This window comes from Acinetobacter beijerinckii CIP 110307, assembly GCF_000369005.1.
In the GTDB taxonomy this organism is placed as follows: Bacteria; Pseudomonadota; Gammaproteobacteria; order Pseudomonadales; family Moraxellaceae; genus Acinetobacter; species Acinetobacter beijerinckii.
The window spans coordinates 623,510-644,266 of sequence record NZ_KB849766.1 but is presented as its reverse complement, the minus strand read 5'-3'; the positions used below and the strand labels follow the sequence as shown (position 1 = coordinate 644,266).

Below are 20,757 nucleotides of genomic sequence, written 5' to 3'. Positions count from 1 at the left end.
TTAATGTTCAGTACTTAGTCTTATCTAAACCGTGATCTATTGAATGTTGATTCAATATACGACGAAGTTCTAATGTTGTTTCGGGCTTCATTTGAATCGAATGCCCCCCTTTAATAATTTTTTCTGAAATCGCTCCATCTATATGTGCACTTTTATAGGGAACGATACCGTCTGTAATGGTATCTGGATCATCGCTTTTAGTTATATTCCCCATAATCGAATGAAAAACCAATCCTTCTTTTGGAGATATTCCTGAAGTAAGTTCCATAAACTCAGATTTATTACTCAGATCACTTGGACCATTTTGAAGTGAATTGTTGATGGTTCTGACCATATCTTTAAGGTCATCATCATAACTCGTCAAAGTATCAGTTAATGTTTTCAAGAATGTAGAGGGTAGTCGAATAATTTTTCGCGCAGTCAAAGTGAACCAGCGATCTGCATAACTAGTGCCGCGATGAGGTGCAGCAAGAAAAATGACACGATCAAAGTTTGGAATTGCCTGCATTTTTAAACGTTCACCAATTACAGGATGTTTTCTCATACGCGCTTGTTCATGCTGACTCATCATCGGTAAAGCATCTTTTGAAATATCAGCATTACTCACTAAAAGTCGGCTAATGATGCCGCCCATGCTATGACCAATTAAAACTGCATTATCTGCCGCTTGATCTTTTGGATTTAGAGACCCAAAAGCTTGTTTTAATAATGCATAAATCTGAAAGCGACTTTCTAAAATTGGCATATTAGTGGAATAAAATACTTGCCAGACTTGATATTGTTCTCGCAATATTTTATCTCCCATAATTTCATTCGTTACAGCAATCCATGCCTCTGGACTACTGGCAAGCCCATGAATTAATACAATCACTTTTTTATGTGGATTGTAGGGTTCCAGCATGTATAAATGTGGTGTAGTCAAACGTTGATTGTGATTAATTAAAGTTAAATAAGCGGCAGCACCTAAGTTGTTTTCGGCTAACCATAAACCGTAAGGTGCTGAAAAATTTGCTGCAAGCGAGTAGTCTTTGCCTTCAATGTTGATCTTTTCAACTTTGTAAGGATCATAGATTTTGATTTTAAAATTTTGACCATTTAGAACTTCATCGAGTTTAGCATTTGTATTGATTGGTTCTGCGATAAGCGTTGATGCTAGATAATGCGCTTTATGAATCTTTGGATTAATACCATTTGGATAATGATGATTGAGGGGATCAAGAATATATTTTTGATTAGACTGGTTTGATTTTTCATCTGATTGTAGAACAGCAACAAAGTCTGCACCAAAACCGTCCCGACGGTTAATTGATCTGAGACCAGAGAAATTCATGTTATAGCTTGAAGTGAATTTCTCCAGTTTTTCTCCTTGTAACTTTTGATAAGACTCGATATCAACGGTGTATTTACTTCTACCGATTTGAATCGTGTGGGGGATATTTTCAGAAGAATTCTTTTCACCATAAACATTCACCAATTGGTTGAGTGCTTGATTATAAAAATCTCTAATCTGAACTTGTCGGTTATCAAAAATACGATCTTGTGGCTGGCGAGGTGTTTTAAATAAATAGGCATAGCTGTATCGAATACTTTTATCTAAAGCATGTAGCTGTTGATTTAGACATTTATCAACCAGTTGCTTTTCTTCAGCTTTGGCTTTTTGATTCATTTTACAGCCGTGTGACTCTGCAAGAGCTAAAGCCTTAGATAAATAGAGTTCACTGGCGGTCGATAAGAATTGCTCTCCCTGAATTTGAGGGATTTTCTCTAAATCAGCAAGACATATCTCTGGGTTTTGCATACAAACTTTGGCATCCATACCTGACATGTATAAAAGGTTTAGGCTGGCTTCACTCAATTTATTTTGAGTAAGAATGCTGTTACGTTCGTTGGCAATCGTGGTATGCAGCGTTTGTCTTTTTAAACTGACCACTTGGCAGCCAGTGGCGAGGAATATACTAAAGAGGATGATAGTACAAATATATTTGTGGAGAGGGAGAGCATACATTTTCATAAAGGAATTTCGTGAGCTAAATGGAAGAGCATCCAAATAAAATAGGAGAATAAATAGAAAAAATTCTAAGCGTGAATTTAAAAGTAAAGGCTAATTAGTAGATTGATTAGCCTTTAAATGATTAAGGAATTATTTGAGGAGCTTTATTTATTTACACCCCCACCTAATGCTTTATAAAGTTCAATTTGATTGTTTAATTGGGTTTGTTCAAGGATAAGTAGACCTTGCTGAGCTGCATATGCAGAGCGTTGAGCATCCAAAACAGTCAAATAACTATCTATTCCAGCTCTAAATCGGGCAGTTGATAGCTTATAAGTAATAGCTGTTGCTGACACTAAACGGCGTTGCGCATTTAAACGGTCATCAATGTGTGCTCGAGCAGCCAAGGCATCATTGACTTCACGGAAAGAAGACTGAATTGCTTTTTCATATTCTGAAAGTGCAATCCTTTGATCAATTTCTGAAATCTTTATATTCGCCTTACGAGTTCCCCAATCGAAAATTGGCAGATCAATGCTTGGACCAACCGACCATGAAAAGCCACCAGACTTAAATAAATCTTTAAGATCAGTCGATGTATACCCAGCTGAGCCTGTTAATGTGATGGTTGGAAACATACGGGCTTTCGCCGCACCAATGTTTGCACCCGCTGCACGAAGTTGATATTCAGCGACCTTTAAGTCTGGGCGGTTCTGGAGTAAATCACTACTTAAACCAGTCGAAAAACTCTTTTCCTCAGTAATGGCTTTAACTGGCTGTTGAGGAAGTAGTTGGGATGGAATCGTTTGACCAACTAAAAGAGTTAACAAGTTTTGAGCTTGTGACACTTGAGTTTTATAATTTGCAACGTCATTGCGTGCTGTTTCGACAGAAATCTGAGCTTGACGTAAGGGTATTTCACTCTCAGTTCCGACATTAAAACGTTTCTTGTTGAGGTTATAAGAATCAAGTTGAGCTTTTAATGTCTGTTCTGCAAGGTTTAGATTCGCTGTTGCAAATGAATAATTTAACCAAGCCTGTGCGACCTGACTGACTAAACTAATCTGAGTTGAGTCTTTAGCACTCTGTGTTGCAAAATAATTGTTTAATGCAGCATCTTTAAGACTCTGAACACGACCCCAAAAATCGAGTTCATACGCCGTTAAGCCTAGTCCAACTTGAAAGGTTGAATAAGGGTTGTTGGGATTTACAGAAGGACTCACTTGTCTAATCGCATTGCCTGTTGCACCAATGGCAGGAAGTTGCTCATATTTAGTAATTTGGTACTGTTGTTGAGCACGCTGGATATTTAATGCAGCAATACGTAAATCACGATTATTAATTAATGCAATTTCAATTACTTCTAATAATCGTGGATCTGAAAAATAAGTTTTATAACCTTGCTCAGCAATTGATGTACCAACGTAGCTTTCAGTAAAGTTTTGAGAGATATTAGCTTTAACAGTAGGCTGTGGTGCTTGCATACTGACACATGCAGTTAAAGTAAATGCTAATGTAGATATAATCAATCCACGAGATAAGATAGCCGATTTAGACATGTTGCTCTCCGAATAATTTAAAGATTTTTGACACATGAACAACAAGGGAAGTTCAGTGAACTCCCTTGTCTTAGCGCGTTTAAGATTTAACTTTTTGCTTTGAAGAGAACAATTTTTCGGCTGTACCCAGTACGAAGATAAAGAATACTGGTACAAAGAAAATTGCTAAAATTGTCGCCGAAATCATGCCGCCAAATACACCTGTGCCTAGAGCATGTTGTGTTTCAGAACTTGCCCCTGACGCAATCACTAAAGGAACTACACCACATGTAAAGGCAAGGGAAGTCATTAAGATAGGGCGCAGACGTAGTTTTGCTGCCGCAACAGTTGCTTCAACTAGACTCATTCCTTCTTCTTTTAACATTTTGGCGAATTCAACAATCAAAATCGCATTCTTGGCTGAAAGACCAATAATCGTAATCAGACCAATCTTGAAAAATACGTCATTCATCAGTCCTTTGGTCATAATGGCTATGATGGCTCCAAAAATACCTAATGGCACCACGAGCATCACTGAGAGAGGAATTGACCAGCTTTCATAAAGTGCTGCGAGTACGAGGAAGACCACTAACATAGACAAAGCAAGTAAGAAAGCCATTTGTGATTCTGATTGCTTCTCTTGCAGAGAAATACCTGTCCATTCATAGCCAATACCTTTAGGGAGTTTTGCTATGAGTTGTTCCATTTCACGCATCGCGTCACCAGATGAAGTATCAAAGTTTGGTATACCTGCGATACTTAAGGATGGTCGCCCGTTATAACGGTTATATTGTTGCGGTGCTTTATTCCATTGTGGGGTCACGACCTCTGACAATGAAACTAATTGACCACTTGTACCCATCACTTTTAAATTCAAGATATCTTTGAGTTGCATACGTGATTTGGCATCAACTTGCACAATCACTTGCTGCATACGACCTTGATTTGGAAAGTCATTGATATACATTGAACCCATTGAAGTCGAGATGATGTCTGAAACATCTGCAAATTTAACACCTAAGGCATTTAATTTTTCTCGGTCAATTTTTAAAGAAATACTGTCTCCTTGAGGCAGACCTTCATTCCAAACCATATAGAACTTTTTATTTTTGGCTGCCATCTCCATCAATTGATCTTGAGCAGCGAGCAATGCAGGCATGCCTAAGTTCGCTCGATCTTGCAAACGAAGACTAAATCCAGAGAAAGTGCCTAACTCGTCAATCGCCGGAGGTAAGACGGCCATTGTTGTGCCTTCTTTACTATTTGCCATTGTTTGATTGATTGAATTTGTCATCTCAGACGCAGAGGATGTTCTATCTTTAAAGTCCGTCAGTGTTGTAAAGGCAACTGCTACATTTTGACCTGCGCCACTGAAACCCCAACCTAAGATCGTTGTGTTGCTTTTAACATTAGGATCATCTTTGATGCTAGTTTCAAACTCCTTCACTACGTTTTTAGTTCGTTCAGTAGAGGCATCTGATGGAAGTTGGAATGTTGTTAAAAACCAACCTTGATCTTCTTCAGGCATAAAAGCAGTTGGCCATAATTTCATTCCAGCAAAAGTCGCAGCAGTGATGATAATAAACAGCACCATCATTGGAATGGTATGCTTGATCACTTTAAATAAGATGATTTCATATTTTTTGGTGACATTATCAAAGCTACGATCAAACCACGCAAAGAAGCCTTTTTTCTGATGATGTTCATCAATTGGCTTAAGCATAGTCGCACAAAGTGCCGGAGTTAAAATTAATGCCAAAAGGGCAGAAAACAAGATGGATACTGACATGGTCAGCGTAAATTGTTTGTAAATAACGCCGACTGATCCACTCGCAAAAGCCATTGGTAAGAACACAGCAGCAAGTACTAAGGTGATCCCAATGATTGGACTTGTGATCTCTTTCATTGCCTTAGATGTCGCCTCTTTAGGAGGTAGACCTTCTGTTGCCATAATCCGTTCAACATTCTCTACCACAACGATGGCATCATCGACGATAATCCCGATGGCAAGCACCATCCCGAACATGGTGAGGACGTTGATGGAGAAACCTGCAAGTAGCATTACTGCAAATGTCCCTAGCAAGGCAATAGGCGCAACAATAGCTGGAATAAGTGTGTAACGGACATTATGAAGAAACAAATACATCACAATGAATACCAAAACCATGGCTTCAAGTAATGTATGAATTACCTTTTCAATGGATATTTTGACAAATGGAGCGGTATCGTAAGGAATACTAAATTGCATACCTTCAGGTAAATTAAGCTTTAATTCCTCAATTTTTGCTCTGACACCTTCAGCAGTTTTGACTGCATTTGCACCAGGACTAAGTTGAATCGCTGCCGCCGTCGCTGGTTTACCATTTTCCAAAATAGCAAAGTTATATGCTTGCGAACCAATTTCAACTTTCGCAACATCAGATAGTCTAATCACACTTCCGTTGATTTTACTTTTCAAACTAATATTCTTGAATTGTTCAACGTCGCTCAGTTGTCCTTGAGCAGATAAAGGAACCGTGATCAACTGTCCATTTTCAGCAGGTAAATCGCCTAAACGACCTGGAGCAATTTCGACATTATTCTCACGAATCGCTGCGTTTACGTCACTGATTGAAAGGCCGTAGGACACTAACTTATTTGGATCTACCCAAATACGCATTGCCTTTTCGGCACCAAATGATTGGACTTTACCAACACCTTCAACACGCTTTAATTCTTCAACTACATTTCGAACAAGATAATCGCTCAGATCAACTTCCGAATATTGATTGTTGGGCGAATTAATACCCACCAACATTAAGAAACCTGAAGATGAAGCATCAACCTGTAGACCTTGTTGGCGAACAATTTGAGGAAGTCTGGCTTCGACGGCTTTAATTTTATTTTGCACATCAACTTGAGCCATATCGACATCTGTACCTGGCTTAAAGGTGACAGATATTTGTGCCATCCCAGACGAGTCTGTAGTTGCACTGTAGTAAAGTAAATTTTTAACACCAGATAGCTCTCTTTCGATCAAAGTAACTACACTGTCATTAATCGTCTTTGGGGTCGCACCAGGATAGACTGCACTGATGGTAACTTGTGGTGGGGCAACACTCGGAAAGCGAGCGATAGGTAGTTTGGGAATACTAAGTAATCCAAACATAATAATAAAAATCGCGATAACCCATGCAAACACAGGGCGGCGAATGAAAAATTGTGACATCATCATTGAGCTCCTTTCGCGATAGGGGCTTTCCAATTACTTATTTCAAGCTTTTGATTGGGTTGGATTCGATCAATACCTTCAACAATAACTTTGTCACCTTGTTTCAGTCCTTTGTTGACTAGGTAGAACTGTTCATGTTGTTGTCCAAGCTCAACTGGACGGACATCAGCCAAACCTTTGCCATTAATGACATAAACTTGTGGATCACCATTGTTATTACGTTGGATTGCTTGAGCTGGTACTAGAAGAGCTTGTGGTACAGATGCACGGTCGATACTGACACGAACATACATTCCAGGAAGTAGCTTACGCTCTGAGTTATTTACGACGATACGAATGGTGACATCGCCTGTCTCTGGGTCTACATTGATATCTTCAAATAGCATTTTTGCGCTAACGTTGTAGGGTTGACCCTGACTATTGGTAATTCGAACAGTTTTATCGTTATTTGCCGATAATTCGCCGTTTTGTAAGGCAGCCTGTAGACGTTCGTATTCACCAATTGATTGCTTTACATCGACATAAACTTTGTCAATTTGTTGCACAGTCGCTAATGTATTGGTATCACCCTGACTGACGAGAGCACCTTCTGTCACAAATGATTGTCCAATACGACCTGAAATCGGAGCGCGAACCGTTGCGTATTGCAGATTGAGATTTTGTCTTGTTAGTAAAGCTTTCATTTGCGCAACATCAGCTAGCGCTTGACGATATTCAGCCTGCGTATTGCTCACTTCTTGTTTGCTAATCGCATTACTTGGTAATAATTGTTCATAACGTTCTAATTGAACCTTTAATCGAGCAACTTCTGCTTCGGCTTTGTTTAAAGATGCTTGATTGCTTTTAACATCTGCTTGAAAGGTTTCTGAGTTAATTTTATAAAGCGCTTGTCCCACTTGCACCTCACTGCCTTGAGTAAATAAGACCTTCTCAATGATGCCACCAACCTGTGGGCGGATTTCAGCTGTACGGAAAGCGTGAACACGAGCAGGGAGATTCTCGCTAAAATTCACAGATTGAGGTTGAAGATTTAAGACGCTCACTTTAGCTGGGGGAGTTTCAGCCTGTGGTGTTTCTTCTGAGCCACAACCTTGGATAATTAAACCAATAGATAAAAATAATGGAAGTAAAAGATGCTTTTGCATACTGTCCAAACCTTTGGAGTTTTTGATGCTGCTATTATTTTGACTGAGTGTGTAATCATCATCTTTGAAATGTGGAAAAAGTGTGGAGATCAACACATAAATAAGCGTATTATGCAGATTGACTGAAATTTTTCGTTGATTTGTCTATGTTCGAATCTTCATTTTCTTTTGATTGCCGAGATAAACAGATTCTTGTTGTAGAAGATGAATATGATATTGGCGATATTATTGAACACTATTTGAAACGTGATGGTATGCGAGTGATTCGAGCGATGAATGGCAAGCAGGCAATCGAAATCCATGCCTCACAAGCGATTGATTTAATCTTACTTGATATCAAATTACCTGAACTCAATGGCTGGGAAGTGCTGAGCAAAATTCGTCAAAAAGCACAGACACCTGTGATTATGCTGACTGCACTAGATCAAGATATTGATAAGGTGATGGCTTTAAGAATTGGTGCAGATGATTTTGTTGTTAAGCCGTTTAATCCCAATGAGGTGGTTGCACGCGTTCAGGCTGTATTAAGAAGAACCCATCAAAACAATCAAATTTCGCAAAAAAACCTATTTTACAAAAACATTGAAATCAATACTGAAATTCATAGCGTTTATATCAATCAGGTAGACAAAAAATCATTACTCAATCTGACATTAACAGAATATAAAATATTACTTCTCATGATTGATCATCCACATAAGGTGTTCACTCGTGGTGAATTGATGAATCATTGCTTGCCTGACAGTGATGCTTTAGAAAGAACGGTTGATAGCCATGTCAGTAAGCTCAGAAAGAAATTAGAAGAACATGGACTTGAACACATGCTGATTAATGTTCGAGGGGTGGGATATAGACTTGATTATCCGCAAGAATAATAAGATTGGATAGAAACAAGCTGACATGCTACAAGTTGAGAAAAGACAATGAAAAATAAATTAGGGATTAATAAGCAATTTTTTATTGCTTTTAGTATGGTGAATTTAAGTATCACTTTATTGTCTGTATTTGTAGGCTATATAGTTTATAACTATGCAATTGATCATGGCTGGATTTCACTAAGCTCTCTGCAAGGAGACTTCACAGATTTCCATTTGGTTGACTGGATTTGGTTAGGTATAGTCATTTTATGTGGTTCAATTATTTCTTTAATTATTGGAATGCAATTGGCAAAAAGATTTATTGTGCCCATTAATTCATTGGCTGATGCAGCGAATAAAATTAGTGAGGGGGACTTGTCCGCAAGAGCAAATGACCAAAAAATCCATTCTTCTGAGATTTCAAAATTAATTATAAACTTTAATGATATGGCACAAAAATTAGAAAGCTCTGTACAAAATGCTCAAGTTTGGAATGCAGCGATTGCACATGAATTAAGAACACCTATCACAGTACTACAAGGACGATTACAAGGCATCGTAGATGGCGTGTTTGAGCCAGAGCCAAATTTAATCAAAAGTTTATTAAATCAAGTGGAAGGGCTCTCTCATTTAGTAGAGGATTTAAGAACAATCAGTTTATTTGAAAATAATCAACTCAAGCTCAATATTGAGCCGATTGATTTTCTGAGATGTGTTGAAAAAGTTGTGCTGATGTTTGATGAAAAATTAAAAGAGACAAAGCTGAGTATTGATTACGATATTTCTAATGATCTTGTATTCTGCGATAAGCGTCGTATGGAGCAAGTTCTGATTGCTTTGGTGGATAATGCAATCAGATATTCTAATCCTGGAGTTTTGAGAATTAGATCTTCAGTTCAGCAAGACAAATGGACACTTGAAATAGTTGATGAGGGGCCGGGAATCTCTATTGAATATCAGAAAGAATTATTTGATCCATTTTATAGAGTTGAGCAATCTAGAAATAAAGCTTTAGGAGGTACGGGTTTAGGCTTGGCTGTAGTTCACGCAATTGTTCTTGCTCATTCAGGCTCAATTCGATATGAAAATGTTCATGCCAATAGCGCATTCATTATTGAGTTAAAAAATAATAAGCTTAAATAAAACAAAGATACCTCCATGGCTAGAGATTTCTTTGTTCAAACATTTCAAGCAATATTATCGATACACTATTTTTAGAAAAACACATCACTATATTGATGTTTATATCTTAGACAAAGAGCTAGATGATTCCTGTTGTCTTAAACTCTTGATTGTTTAGCATATCAATTGGATTCATCATTATTCCATCGTGTTCAACAAATCCAACAAATGTTGTACTCATGTTCCAACCAAGTAATCCTTTAAGTTCATCTGGAAAGTTTTTAACGGTTTCTGTTGAAAGAGATAAATAATGATTCTCTTCTTGACGCAGGAAACCCAGATCATAAGACATGGTTAAACCAATACGAGGTTCATTACTTACATTTGCTCCACCACCATGATAGGTTGAACCAATCCATATCAACGCATCGCCAGCTTTCATTTCAGCTGCAACCGTTTCATCTTCTTTCGGTGCTCTTTCATCATCCCATAAATGACTAGCAGGAATGACGCGAGTAGCACCATTTTCTTCAGTGAAATCAGTCACAGCGAACATGATTTGTACTCTAGCTTCACGTCCGTATACGGGGTGCTGCCACATCCAAACTGTATCATCACGATGTAACGGTTGTGCTTTTTGACCTGGCCAAATCTGAATAGCTTGAGTTACACCAACTTGAATGTCTGGGCATAATTCGATTTGAAGCTCACCACTCCAAGCCTGTAATGGGGTTTGAAGAATAGCTTTTGCAGTGTCCAAGAATACTGGATTCATTGCTACCAATGGCATTTGAGGCAAACGGGCAAATAATCGACTCATTCTGCGGGTTTTTGTACCTGCAAAATAATCATCTACACCATTTGGAATTAATTCTAATTGTTGAGATAAGGTCTGATAAATATCTTGAGTGGTATCATCATCTAAAAAGTTCTCAATGATGACACCACCATCTCTTTTAATAATCGAAACGATTTCATGGATTGTTGAATCTTTGCTTAATTTAACGAGTGACATAAGACTTCCTTTTCGTTCTTGGTGAGGAGTATTTCAAAGCACTCAAATGAGTGACTTGGTAGCACGATTGGTTTTCATACATATCTTTCAATTTAACTATTCAATATTAGCGAACTAAATTATTGAGATAGTCGAATGAGTTTATGTATGTTGTTGAATTAAAATGGTTTTTATAATGAAAAGTGGGTTACCTTTCATGTTTGCTTGTTTTAGGGGCTAATGTTTTCTTTAAAAAATTGATCTGATCATTGAGCACTGCTCCGTGCCAGGATTCTGTGTAGAAATCAAAATGATCAATAGGGTATTCCAGTAATTTGGAAGGACCTTGAATCAGACTGGCAGTTTTGCGAGCTGGGTCGGGTGGTGCAATTTGGTCATTAGAACCCACTTGTATCAACGTCGGGCAGGTTACATTTTTTGCAAAAGTAACTGGTCGGTTGTATGAGACTTCTAAGGCCGCACGAGCACAAACTTCATTACGCCAAGTTGGACCTGCCATAGAGGTATAGCTTTCTTCAGCACCAGGTGTACTAATCATTGCAGCTGTGCCAGGTTGTCCAACTATTGGGATGAGATGAGGAGGGCGTTGAGCTATGGCATGAATTAAATCTTTTATGCCATGTCCTATTGCAGTCGTTATTTGCTTTAGGCCACCGTATTGGAATACTTGTTTTAACGCTGCTAAACCATCTGTAGCAGGGTTCATGGAGACGACTGCCGATACTTTTTGATCCTGTGCAGCGACCACAACGACATGACCACCAGAATATGAAGTACCCCATAGAACTATTCGATTTCGATCAACGAGTGGCAAACTTCGTGCAGCTGCAATTGCTGCGTGATAATCTTCACGTTGGTTAATATAAGACACGTGTTGTCTTGGTAAGCCTGCTGACTCGCCGAAGCCTCTATAGTCAAATATGAAAGCATCAAAACCAGCTTGGCTAAATGGCTCAGCAAAATCTAATAACCCTGTATCTTTTGTACCACCAAAGCCTGTTGCCATAACAATGCAAGGTCGTCCTCGAGACGTCATGAACTCATCTGAAGTTGCAGGGATATACCAAGCAGAACAGGTAATTCCCTTACTTGTAAATTTAATATTTTCCATCATATTTTTCCTAAATTATTGTTTATCTCTGCTTTTTAATTGAAAACAGAGATATAGGATTTAATCGTGATATTAAGCTTGGATTTTTATCTGCTTTGGGATCGGTTTTTCAGCAACAAGCTGTGGCTTTTTCTTAGATTGAGCAGTGGTAAAAATTAATTCCTTATCGAACACTGAACCTTTTTGTAGTCGCTCTTGGTCGAATTTATAATCTTGTTTTACAATCCAAGGACCATCTGTACCAGCCCTAGGGAATTGAGCAATGCTGCGTTGAATGTAGCCTGAATTCATATCTATCAATGGCACACGTTTCATATCTTTATTACGAATTACTGGTGTAAACGTTTCGTAGTGATTTTCATCCATGTAGTCCATGAGTCGACAAAAATGCTTCCACACTAGATCGACTTTTAAAGTCCATGCTAGATTGGTATAACCAAATGCGAACGCAAAGTTTGGAACATCTGACAACATCATTGATTTAAAAATAGTTGTATCTGGATAGTTTATTTTTTTGCCATCAACCATTAATTGCGTTTTGCTAAATGGAACAGCATTTAAACCTGTTGCGGTCACAATGATATCGGCTTCAAGTGTTTTACCTGATTTAAGTAAAATGCCATCCTTGGTAAAGCGCTCAATATGATCAGTCACAACCGAGGCTTTCCCAGCAGAAATTGCTTTAAACATATCTCCATCAGGTACAACGCATAAGCGCTCATCCCATGGGTTGTATTTAGGAGAGAAATGAGTTGCCACATCAAAATCTTTTGGTAGATTATTTTTAACATCAGAAATAAGAAAGCGACGCATTAAGTTAGGAAAGCGGCGACTCAGACTATAAACACCTCGTGTCAACACAATGTTTTTACGTCGAATAATATTGTAAGCACGTTGTGGAGAAAGAACCCGATTGAGCGTGTTTGCTATAGAGTCCGTACTTGGAGCAGCCATGACATAACTTGGTGATCTTTGCAGCATAGTAATCTGATCAACATCTTGGGCCATCGCTGGAATTAATGTGACTGCTGTAGCACCACTACCGATCACTACGACTTTTTTACCAGTGTAGTTTAGGTTTTCTGGCCAATGCTGAGGATGGATAATCTGTCCCTGAAAATCTTCAGTTCCATTAAATTCAGGGGTATAACCAGCATTGTAGTCATAGTAGCCAGTACTCATGAGTAAAAAGCGGGAGCGGAAAGTAATTAAGTTTTTTTGATCTTTACGTTTAACTTTAATTGTCCAGAGACTTTCATAAGTGGAGAATTCAGCGCTCATCATGTAGTGACCAAATTGGATATGCTCATCAATTTGATTTTCTGTCACTGTTTCTTGTAAATAATCACAGATCATTTTGGCGCTACCGAAGACTCTCTTGTTTGTCCATGGTTTAAAGCCAAAAGCAAAAGATTGCATATCTGAATCAGAGCGAATACCTGGGTATCGAAATAAACTCCATGTACCACCGATTTCTTCACGCCCTTCAAGTATTTTAAAAGTGGAGTTCGGGCGATATTTTTTTAAATGGTACGCCGCACTAATTCCTGCAATCCCTGCGCCGATGATTAAAACATCAGTGATAGTATTTTGATCTGATGTATTCATATCTTTTCCTCTTTACAAAATTTCACGCACTTGGACATCAGTTAGATTATTAAGATGATGGTTTCATTAATCTTTATTCTGACTGATCCATGTTCCTGATGAATAAAAGTCCTTATCCAGTGTGAATCCATTACCAGCATTTAAACCGTTAATAAATGCAGGTAGAGACGTATCTATATTATTAATCCAATAATTACACAGTGTCAATGACACTGTGTAATTATTGGATAGTGCAGATTTATCTGATTGATTTATATAATTAAATATTTTTTATTGGTTTTCAATCATGTGTTTTTATTCAGAAATGCATTTTACATAAGGTATATGGAGCTTTAGCATATTCTTTCTAAAAGAAAGAAAAAGCTATTGCTAGCAAAATTTTCTAATTAAAAAATAATATCGATTTTTTCTTTTCTCATCATTTTAATAAGATATTAAAAAACTCAACTTTTCAAAATTGTTTTAACAAGTATATATTATTTTTTATTTTAAAAATGATTGTGAAATTTCCCCAATTTTTAAGAAGAAATCATTAATTTTGTAAGATAACATTTAGACTTGTCGAAACTTTTATTGGTATCTACAATGGCAACATCCAAATTAAAGATAGGGTAGTATGACAACTTCTCGACGTAGGCCAAAACATGATCCCAAAGAATCTGAGCGAGAAATTTTAAATGCTGCGGAAAAGTTTTTAAATGAAAGACCATTTCGAGAGCTTAACATCGATGAAGTAATGCGGTTTACTGGATTAAAACGCCCAGCTTTTTACGTACATTTTCGTGATAAGCATGATCTCATTTTGAAACTTGTTCAGACTATTGGTAAAGAATTATTTAACATTGCTGAAGGTTGGCTTGATGTTAACAATTCTGAGATGGATTTAAGGCGTGCTATCGTCGATACGGTAGATGTCTATATGCAACATGGTCGCGTGTTAAGGGCATTTGTTGAAGCGGCGAGTGGTGATGAGCGCGTTAATCAGATATACCGTAGTTTAATTCAGGAGTTCATAACTGCGGCAGCTCAGCATATAAGAAATGAACAAATTGCTGGCAGAATTAAAAAAGATTTGGATGTAGAGGAAACTGCTAGAGCACTTATATGGTTAGAAGAAAGATATTTATTTGAGGTTTTTGGACATTCAGATCCTATTGATTCTGAACTCATAATTCGAGTTCTGCAAAATATTTGGATTTCAACTCTTTATGGTATCGTCCAATAATTTAGTTAGTTTAATTTCTGCTGAACAACAATATTAAAAATTAAAACTCTTACAGTTTAATAAAAATAATTGATTTACATTAAGTAAATATATTGTAACTAATTGAATTTTATTGATAAATTTTAGCACTGTTGCTTTATCTATATAATTACACAATGTCATTGACACTGTGTAATTATTTGTGTAGCTTGTTTTTTGTTCGTAATGAACTTTACTCATTCACTGGAATTGGTGAGTAAATAGTCATAAAGACAATTTAGTAAAAAAATATAATTTAAGGAATGATTATGGAAAAATCTTTAGGCAAGGACGGTGCTGAGCTATTGTTAATTTTTTCAAAAATTAGACAGAATCAGCTGAAATCTTTATTGAGCAGTAAGGGGGTAATCAAGTTTGGACCATGTGTATTGAGTGCGATGGTTATGGCTTTGAGTACACATACTTATGCTTCGGCACTCGATCAATCAGGACAATCGATCTTACCATTTTTGGAGAGTGGCAATTATTTTGAAGCGAATGTATTTGCAGTTGATGCCTCTATTTCAGGTGTAGTTCATGATCGCCCAAATCTTGTACGTGAAAATCAAAGCAGAGATACTGGAGATATCGGACAAAATGTGCAGTTTTATACAGCAGCTTTAAAACTCCAATTAACAGACCAATTCAGTTTCGGTTTACTTTATGATCAGCCATTTGCGGCAAAAACAGCATATCCACTTCGCCCCAACAATAGCTATTCAGATAATGATTTTAGTCAAGAAGGCACATCTGTAGATGTTGAAAGTCAGGATTTAAGTTTTATATTTGGATATTCACCTTATAAAAATTTCCAAATTTATGGAGGTCCTGTTTATCAAGAAGTAAAAGGAAAAGCTTCTTTTAGAGGGATGGCTTATACCGAGGCATTTAATGGTTATGAAGCTAATTTTAAAGAAAAAGGAGAGCTAGGTTGGCTTTTGGGTGCAAGTTATCAAATTCCAGAGATTGCATTAAAAGCGGCCGTTACTTATCGTTCCAAAATCAAATATAAATTTCAGGTAGAGGAAAGTATATTTGGCGAAGCTTTGCAATTTGTTGAACCAGCAAAAACAACAATCGAAACACCTCAATCAGTCAATATTGATTTCCAAACGGGAGTCGCAGAAAAGACAATTGCTTATATGAATTTGAGATGGGTGAATTGGAAAGATTTTAATATTCGCCCAACGCAATATAATGCGCTTACAGCGAGTTATTTGGATGAACTCACTGGAGGTGCCTACAAACAAGGTGTTGATTTAGATTCTTATCAAAAAGATCAATACAATGCAATTATTGGGATAGGGCATCAATTAACAGATAAATGGAGTTTTGCCACGGATGTCGGTTGGGATTCTGGCACAGGTGATCCCGCTTCAACTTTAGGTCCAATGAAAGGCTCATGGTCATTCGGTGTTGGCACTCAATTCAATCCCGCTACAAATTATTTTATCGCCGCTGGTGTCAAATATTACTGGTTGGGTGATGCTAAGAGTGAAGATGGTGCATATTATTTACCGATTGATGGTATCAAAGAACTTGCAGAACAGGCAGCCTTTAAAAATAACCATGCAATCGCATACGGTTTAAAGATAGGTTATCGTTTCTAATAAAAAAGGAATGGTTTAATTAACCATTCCTTTTTCTTTATTATAAATTTTTTCATTTGTTTTTATATGTGAAATTTTAAAAATCGTAATATAAAAAATTGAATGCTTCATTGAGTTATATTTTTGCTGTGAGGGAGATGTTTTGAAATTTAGTTTTTTTATGCTGGTTGGGTTTCTTTTTACATTATTTATAACCAATGCTTCAGCTGATGATATTGTTGGGAAATGGAAGCTTATCAATGATAAAACAGGGTTTTATGAAGCAAATGTTGTAATTTCTAAAAATAGTGATAGCACCTTTGAAGGAAAAATAGATGAGATTTATCATTTACCAAATACAAAGAATTCAAAAGATAAATGTACTGCCTGTACTGGTAAATTAAATAATCACTCTATTATAGGTTTCCCTCTACTTACGCAATTTGTAGTAAATCCAAAAAAATCAGATGAATACATTAATGGATTTATTGTTGATCCTGAGAATGGTAAACGTTATAAAGGTCTTATTCGAGTTGCTACGAATAGTAGAAAACTGACTATAACAGGTTATATCGGTACTTCTATTCTTGGTAGAACACAGACATGGATCAGAAGCAAAGATTAATGTGAAGTGAGAACAAGACTGTTTTTAACATGGTAAGCTATTCATATTTATCTGTGGTTTTCATGGTAAATGCAGGGTTTTGAATTAATGGATTCTAAGAGTAGGGCGGTTTTATTACACCATGATTTAAAATGGAAATACTCTAATCGGCACTAATTTAATTGGTAACTTAAAAGTGATGTCAATTTAATTTAGTAAATTTATTGAGCATTTAGCTGAGGAAGCTTTAGATATCATTTTAGAGGCTTTATATGGATGAGTGAAGATCTGAGAGGAAATTGGGTATTTTCGACTTGCCCTATACTCAGGTAATTCAGAAAAGCAAAGGGCTAGTATTGGATGAATTTGAGTTGTATAAAAATAAAATCCAATAAAATAGTATGTTACTTATTGTGTTCAACTGATGCCGTCCCATCAAGTTCTTGTTATAAAAATCATTGTTTAAAATAGGCGTTGTCACAAAATTTGGAATAAACAATAAAATCTATAAGATTTTAATTATTTGATAAATAATGAATAAAACTTAAATAGAATCTATTAAAAAGTTATTTATAGAATTCGAATCTCGCCACTTCCGCCAAATATTTAAATAAGATATTGTTTTTAAAAGTTATTATTTTTTGTCTATGTATTTACCCTTTAATATATCCCACATCAAAATGTATATGTATTCATCCTTATTAGGCTGATATAGAAATGTGATCCTAGTCAAAATATATATTTTAAAAAATTAAAAAATGAATCATAAATAAAAGTGTGGCTATAGCAATTTATGCTCAAGAAAAAATCAAATTGGTTTCGCAATTTTAAAATCTTGATAGCTAAATAAAATTTTAAGGCTTCATTTTTCTATAGGTTTTAGGTTAAAAATTGATCTTAATTTCACTTGAATTTGAAATTTTATTTATTAAAAAATTTAATGAACAGTAAATTATTTTATATGTTTTTAATCAATAAAATTGTTATTTATCTCAAAATTTTACCTTGTTTTTCAGATATTTTTTAATTCTCATCATGGTTGATTATAAAGTTCAATCATTGAAAATTTATGCATTATTTGCATGAAATATTTAATTTTTGCATTATCGTTTTTAAACAAAAAAAGTAACACTTGCTTCTGCTCATTGACGAATCAGCGGTTTTTGTACTTTTAAAAAGTCGAGCTGAGCTGATGCAGTTTGTATGGCATGGAATTTGTAAGCTAATCGCCTCGGCGTAGAGCGAAGTAGGGAAGGAATAATTATTATGAACCAAAAAAAGTTGCTCAAGTATATTCTGATTGCAATGATATCGGGAATATTAGTTGGTTGGGCATGTCATAGTACCGTGAGTACAGCTCAAGCAACAGATATTGCAGCTTATTTAAAGATTGTCACAGATGTGTTTCTTAGACTTATCAAGATGATCATTGCACCTTTGGTGTTCGCTACAATTGTTTCAGGTTTAATTTCAATGGGTAAATCATCCTCTTTAGGATCGATTACGCTCAAAGCCATGAGTTGGTTCATCGGCGCATCATTTATTTCACTTTTACTCGGTATGGGTTTGGCAAACTATTTCCAACCGGGTGCTGGTATGAATTTAGTCATTCCAAAAGAAGCTGTTGATGTTGGTGTGAGTGCTTCTAGTCTAAGTTTACAAACGTTTATCACTCATATTTTCCCACGCAGTTTCGCAGAGGCGATGGCAAATAATGAAATTCTTCAAATTTTAGTATTTTCAATATTTTTTGGTTCAGCATTAGCTTATGTTCAACATCAAACTGGTGCAACGGTTATTGGAAAAATTATTGATGAGCTATGCCGTGTAATGTTCCGTATCACAGATTATGTGATGGCATCAGCTCCGATTGCTGTATTCGCTGCGATTGCTTCCGCAATTACTGTTCAGGGTCCTAAACTTATCCTTGATTATAGTATCTTCATTGGACAGTTCTATATTGGTCTATTGATCTTATGGATGATTTTAATTTCATTCGGTTATATCTTCTTGAAAAAAGATATTTTTAGATTAATTAAAACGGTGCGTGAACCAACTATGCTTGCATTTGCTACAGCAAGTAGTGAGTCGGCATACCCTAAAACAATGGAAGCATTAAACAAATTTGGTGTTCCAAAACGTATTACTAGTTTTGTTCTTCCCCTTGGTTATTCATTTAACTTAGACGGTTCAATGATGTATATGGCTTTTGCAGTGTTATTTATTGCACAAGCATATGGTATTGATTTGAGCTTTACGCAACAGGTTCTGATCTTATTAACGCTGATGATCACCAGTAAAGGTATTGCAGGTGTTTCACGTGCCTCCATTGTTGTGATTGCTTCAACGCTTGCAATGTTTAAGTTGCCTGAAGCGGGAATTCTATTAATCCTTGCGATTGATCAGTTTTTAGATATGGGTCGTACTGCAACAAATGTAATTGGTAACAGTATTGCGACAGCTGTGATTGCGAAAACTGAAGGTAATCAGCATGAAGCCGAAGAACCTGAAGAGCAAACAGTTGATACAGTTATTCCCGTCACGCGTTTAGCAGACAACACATAATTATTTTTAAATGAGCTTATTAATTTAAGATTATTTAATATCGCAGGTGATTATTTGATTATTCTTTTGGCTTAGCATCCAGATGAATCATCAAATAATCACTTTATCGTGTACAGTAGTTATTTTTATTTTAGGAAATCGGTTTTTATTTACAGTTTTTTAGAGGTTAGCAAATCCCAAATATAATTGATCCGTTTTGATAGAACGATTTCTCTTCTTATTATGTATACGTCTTGGAATGTACTATATTTTTCTTGATCAACAATTTTAAGTTTGTTTTCTAATATTTCTTTTTCCACAAGTAGTTTGGGTAACCAAGCTATTCCTAAACCTTGAAGTACTAATTCTTTTAGATCACCTGCATTATCTGTTTCATATAAAGTTCGATAATTTAACTTATTTTCAATTACTTCATCGACACATTTCCTTAAATAAGCTTGCTTGCTATAAGATAATAGTGGGAAAAGTTGTTCAAATGAATATTTGGGAACATTATTCATCACAGCAGTCACAGGTAAAATTTCCATTTTGACGATTTTATGGAACATAAAAAGACTACGATCAAGCTGTTGAAGGGTGCTGTCATCACAGTAGCAAATTAAAAAATCACATGAGCCATCTGTAAGTAAACGCATGCCTTGTTTCAAGTTTGCCGCAATAATTTCTAGTTTTAGATCTTCTAAAGTATTAGATAAATCATGAATAAAACGTGGGAAAAATTGCGTAATTAGAGAATGAGATACAGCAAACTTAATAGTAAGTTCATTGTTTTTAATACTTTTTTCTAAATAATTTATTGTTGTATCAAGTTGATTTTGTATATTTTTTGCAGAAGCTAAAAGAATTTGACCTGCCTCAGTAAAGTCTATGTTTTTGCTATGCCGTTTTAGGATTTGGAAGCCTAATGCATTTTCAATATTTTGAATTCTACGTGAGAATGCAGACTGTGTAACATGGCGCATCTCTGCTGCTTGGGAGATTGATTTTTCTTGCTCTAATGCAAGTAAATCTTCAATCCATCGAATTTCCAAGGTCATAGCTCGTCCTAAATGCATGCTCATACACCATTATAATCTATTATGCAAAAAATGCATGTAGTAATATTTTTTTACATTAGAAAAAAAATGGAGTGTCCTCTAATATAAAATTATAGATACAT

Annotated in this window: 14 protein-coding genes; 6 read left to right on the top strand and 8 right to left on the bottom strand. The window is 36.2% G+C overall.

The features are described from left to right. Positions 1 to 7: 7 nt before the first annotated feature. The 4 genes from F933_RS16185 to F933_RS16170 form a co-directional block, all read right to left on the bottom strand. Entirely contained in the window at positions 8 to 2,011 is a 2,004-nt protein-coding gene (locus F933_RS16185; protein ID WP_005062972.1) for an esterase/lipase family protein, read from the bottom strand. Between the two features lie 143 nt (positions 2,012 to 2,154). Further along, positions 2,155 to 3,549, bottom strand: a complete 1,395-nt coding sequence (adeC, locus tag F933_RS16180; protein ID WP_005062970.1) for an AdeC/AdeK/OprM family multidrug efflux complex outer membrane factor — start codon at positions 3,547 to 3,549, stop codon at positions 2,155 to 2,157. A 79-nt stretch (positions 3,550 to 3,628) separates the two neighbouring features. Beyond that, the gene (locus F933_RS16175; RefSeq protein WP_005062967.1) at positions 3,629 to 6,739 is read right to left on the bottom strand and encodes an efflux RND transporter permease subunit; all 3,111 of its coding nucleotides are present in this window, start codon (positions 6,737 to 6,739) and stop codon (positions 3,629 to 3,631) included. Beyond that, on the bottom strand, positions 6,739 to 7,884 hold the full coding sequence (locus F933_RS16170; RefSeq protein WP_005062966.1) for an efflux RND transporter periplasmic adaptor subunit: 1,146 nt from the start codon (positions 7,882 to 7,884) through the stop codon (positions 6,739 to 6,741). The genes F933_RS16175 and F933_RS16170 overlap by 1 nt, the downstream gene beginning before the upstream one ends. A 146-nt stretch (positions 7,885 to 8,030) precedes the next feature. Here F933_RS16170 and adeR point away from each other — a divergent pair, with 146 nt between their 5' ends. Both adeR and adeS read left to right on the top strand, forming a co-directional pair. After that, the gene (adeR, locus tag F933_RS16165) at positions 8,031 to 8,759 is read left to right on the top strand and encodes an efflux system response regulator transcription factor AdeR (protein WP_005062963.1); all 729 of its coding nucleotides are present in this window, start codon (positions 8,031 to 8,033) and stop codon (positions 8,757 to 8,759) included. Between the two features lie 48 nt (positions 8,760 to 8,807). Continuing rightward, positions 8,808 to 9,884: a two-component sensor histidine kinase AdeS gene (gene adeS, locus F933_RS16160; RefSeq protein ID WP_005062962.1), complete on the top strand. Its 1,077-nt coding sequence runs from the start codon at positions 8,808 to 8,810 to the stop codon at positions 9,882 to 9,884. 118 nt (positions 9,885 to 10,002) lie between these two features. Here adeS and F933_RS16155 read toward each other — a convergent pair whose 3' ends face one another. From F933_RS16155 to F933_RS16145, 3 genes are all read right to left on the bottom strand, one after another. Continuing rightward, the gene (locus tag F933_RS16155; RefSeq protein ID WP_005062959.1) at positions 10,003 to 10,878 is read right to left on the bottom strand and encodes a phytanoyl-CoA dioxygenase family protein; all 876 of its coding nucleotides are present in this window, start codon (positions 10,876 to 10,878) and stop codon (positions 10,003 to 10,005) included. A gap of 187 nt (positions 10,879 to 11,065) precedes the next feature. After that, the gene (locus F933_RS16150; RefSeq protein ID WP_171065978.1) at positions 11,066 to 11,989 is read right to left on the bottom strand and encodes an alpha/beta hydrolase; all 924 of its coding nucleotides are present in this window, start codon (positions 11,987 to 11,989) and stop codon (positions 11,066 to 11,068) included. A 72-nt stretch (positions 11,990 to 12,061) separates the two neighbouring features. Further along, the gene (locus F933_RS16145; RefSeq protein ID WP_005062955.1) at positions 12,062 to 13,597 is read right to left on the bottom strand and encodes a flavin-containing monooxygenase; all 1,536 of its coding nucleotides are present in this window, start codon (positions 13,595 to 13,597) and stop codon (positions 12,062 to 12,064) included. A 616-nt stretch (positions 13,598 to 14,213) separates the two neighbouring features. Here F933_RS16145 and F933_RS16140 point away from each other — a divergent pair. From F933_RS16140 to F933_RS16125, 4 genes are all read left to right on the top strand, one after another. Then, the gene (locus F933_RS16140) at positions 14,214 to 14,822 is read left to right on the top strand and encodes a TetR/AcrR family transcriptional regulator (protein WP_005062952.1); all 609 of its coding nucleotides are present in this window, start codon (positions 14,214 to 14,216) and stop codon (positions 14,820 to 14,822) included. Between the two features lie 416 nt (positions 14,823 to 15,238). Beyond that, positions 15,239 to 16,450 carry an outer membrane protein transport protein gene (locus F933_RS16135; protein ID WP_378236428.1) on the top strand — a complete coding sequence of 404 codons (1,212 nt, stop codon included), beginning with the start codon at positions 15,239 to 15,241 and terminating at the stop codon, positions 16,448 to 16,450. Between the two features lie 142 nt (positions 16,451 to 16,592). Continuing rightward, positions 16,593 to 17,054, top strand: a complete 462-nt coding sequence (locus F933_RS16130; RefSeq protein ID WP_005062949.1) for a DUF2147 domain-containing protein — start codon at positions 16,593 to 16,595, stop codon at positions 17,052 to 17,054. 1,245 nt (positions 17,055 to 18,299) lie between these two features. Then, the gene (locus tag F933_RS16125) at positions 18,300 to 19,598 is read left to right on the top strand and encodes a dicarboxylate/amino acid:cation symporter (RefSeq protein WP_005062946.1); all 1,299 of its coding nucleotides are present in this window, start codon (positions 18,300 to 18,302) and stop codon (positions 19,596 to 19,598) included. A 149-nt stretch (positions 19,599 to 19,747) separates the two neighbouring features. On the opposite strand, the gene F933_RS16120 is transcribed toward F933_RS16125, so the two are convergent. Continuing rightward, entirely contained in the window at positions 19,748 to 20,635 is an 888-nt protein-coding gene (locus F933_RS16120) for a LysR family transcriptional regulator (protein WP_005062945.1), read from the bottom strand. Positions 20,636 to 20,757 lie beyond the last annotated feature (122 nt).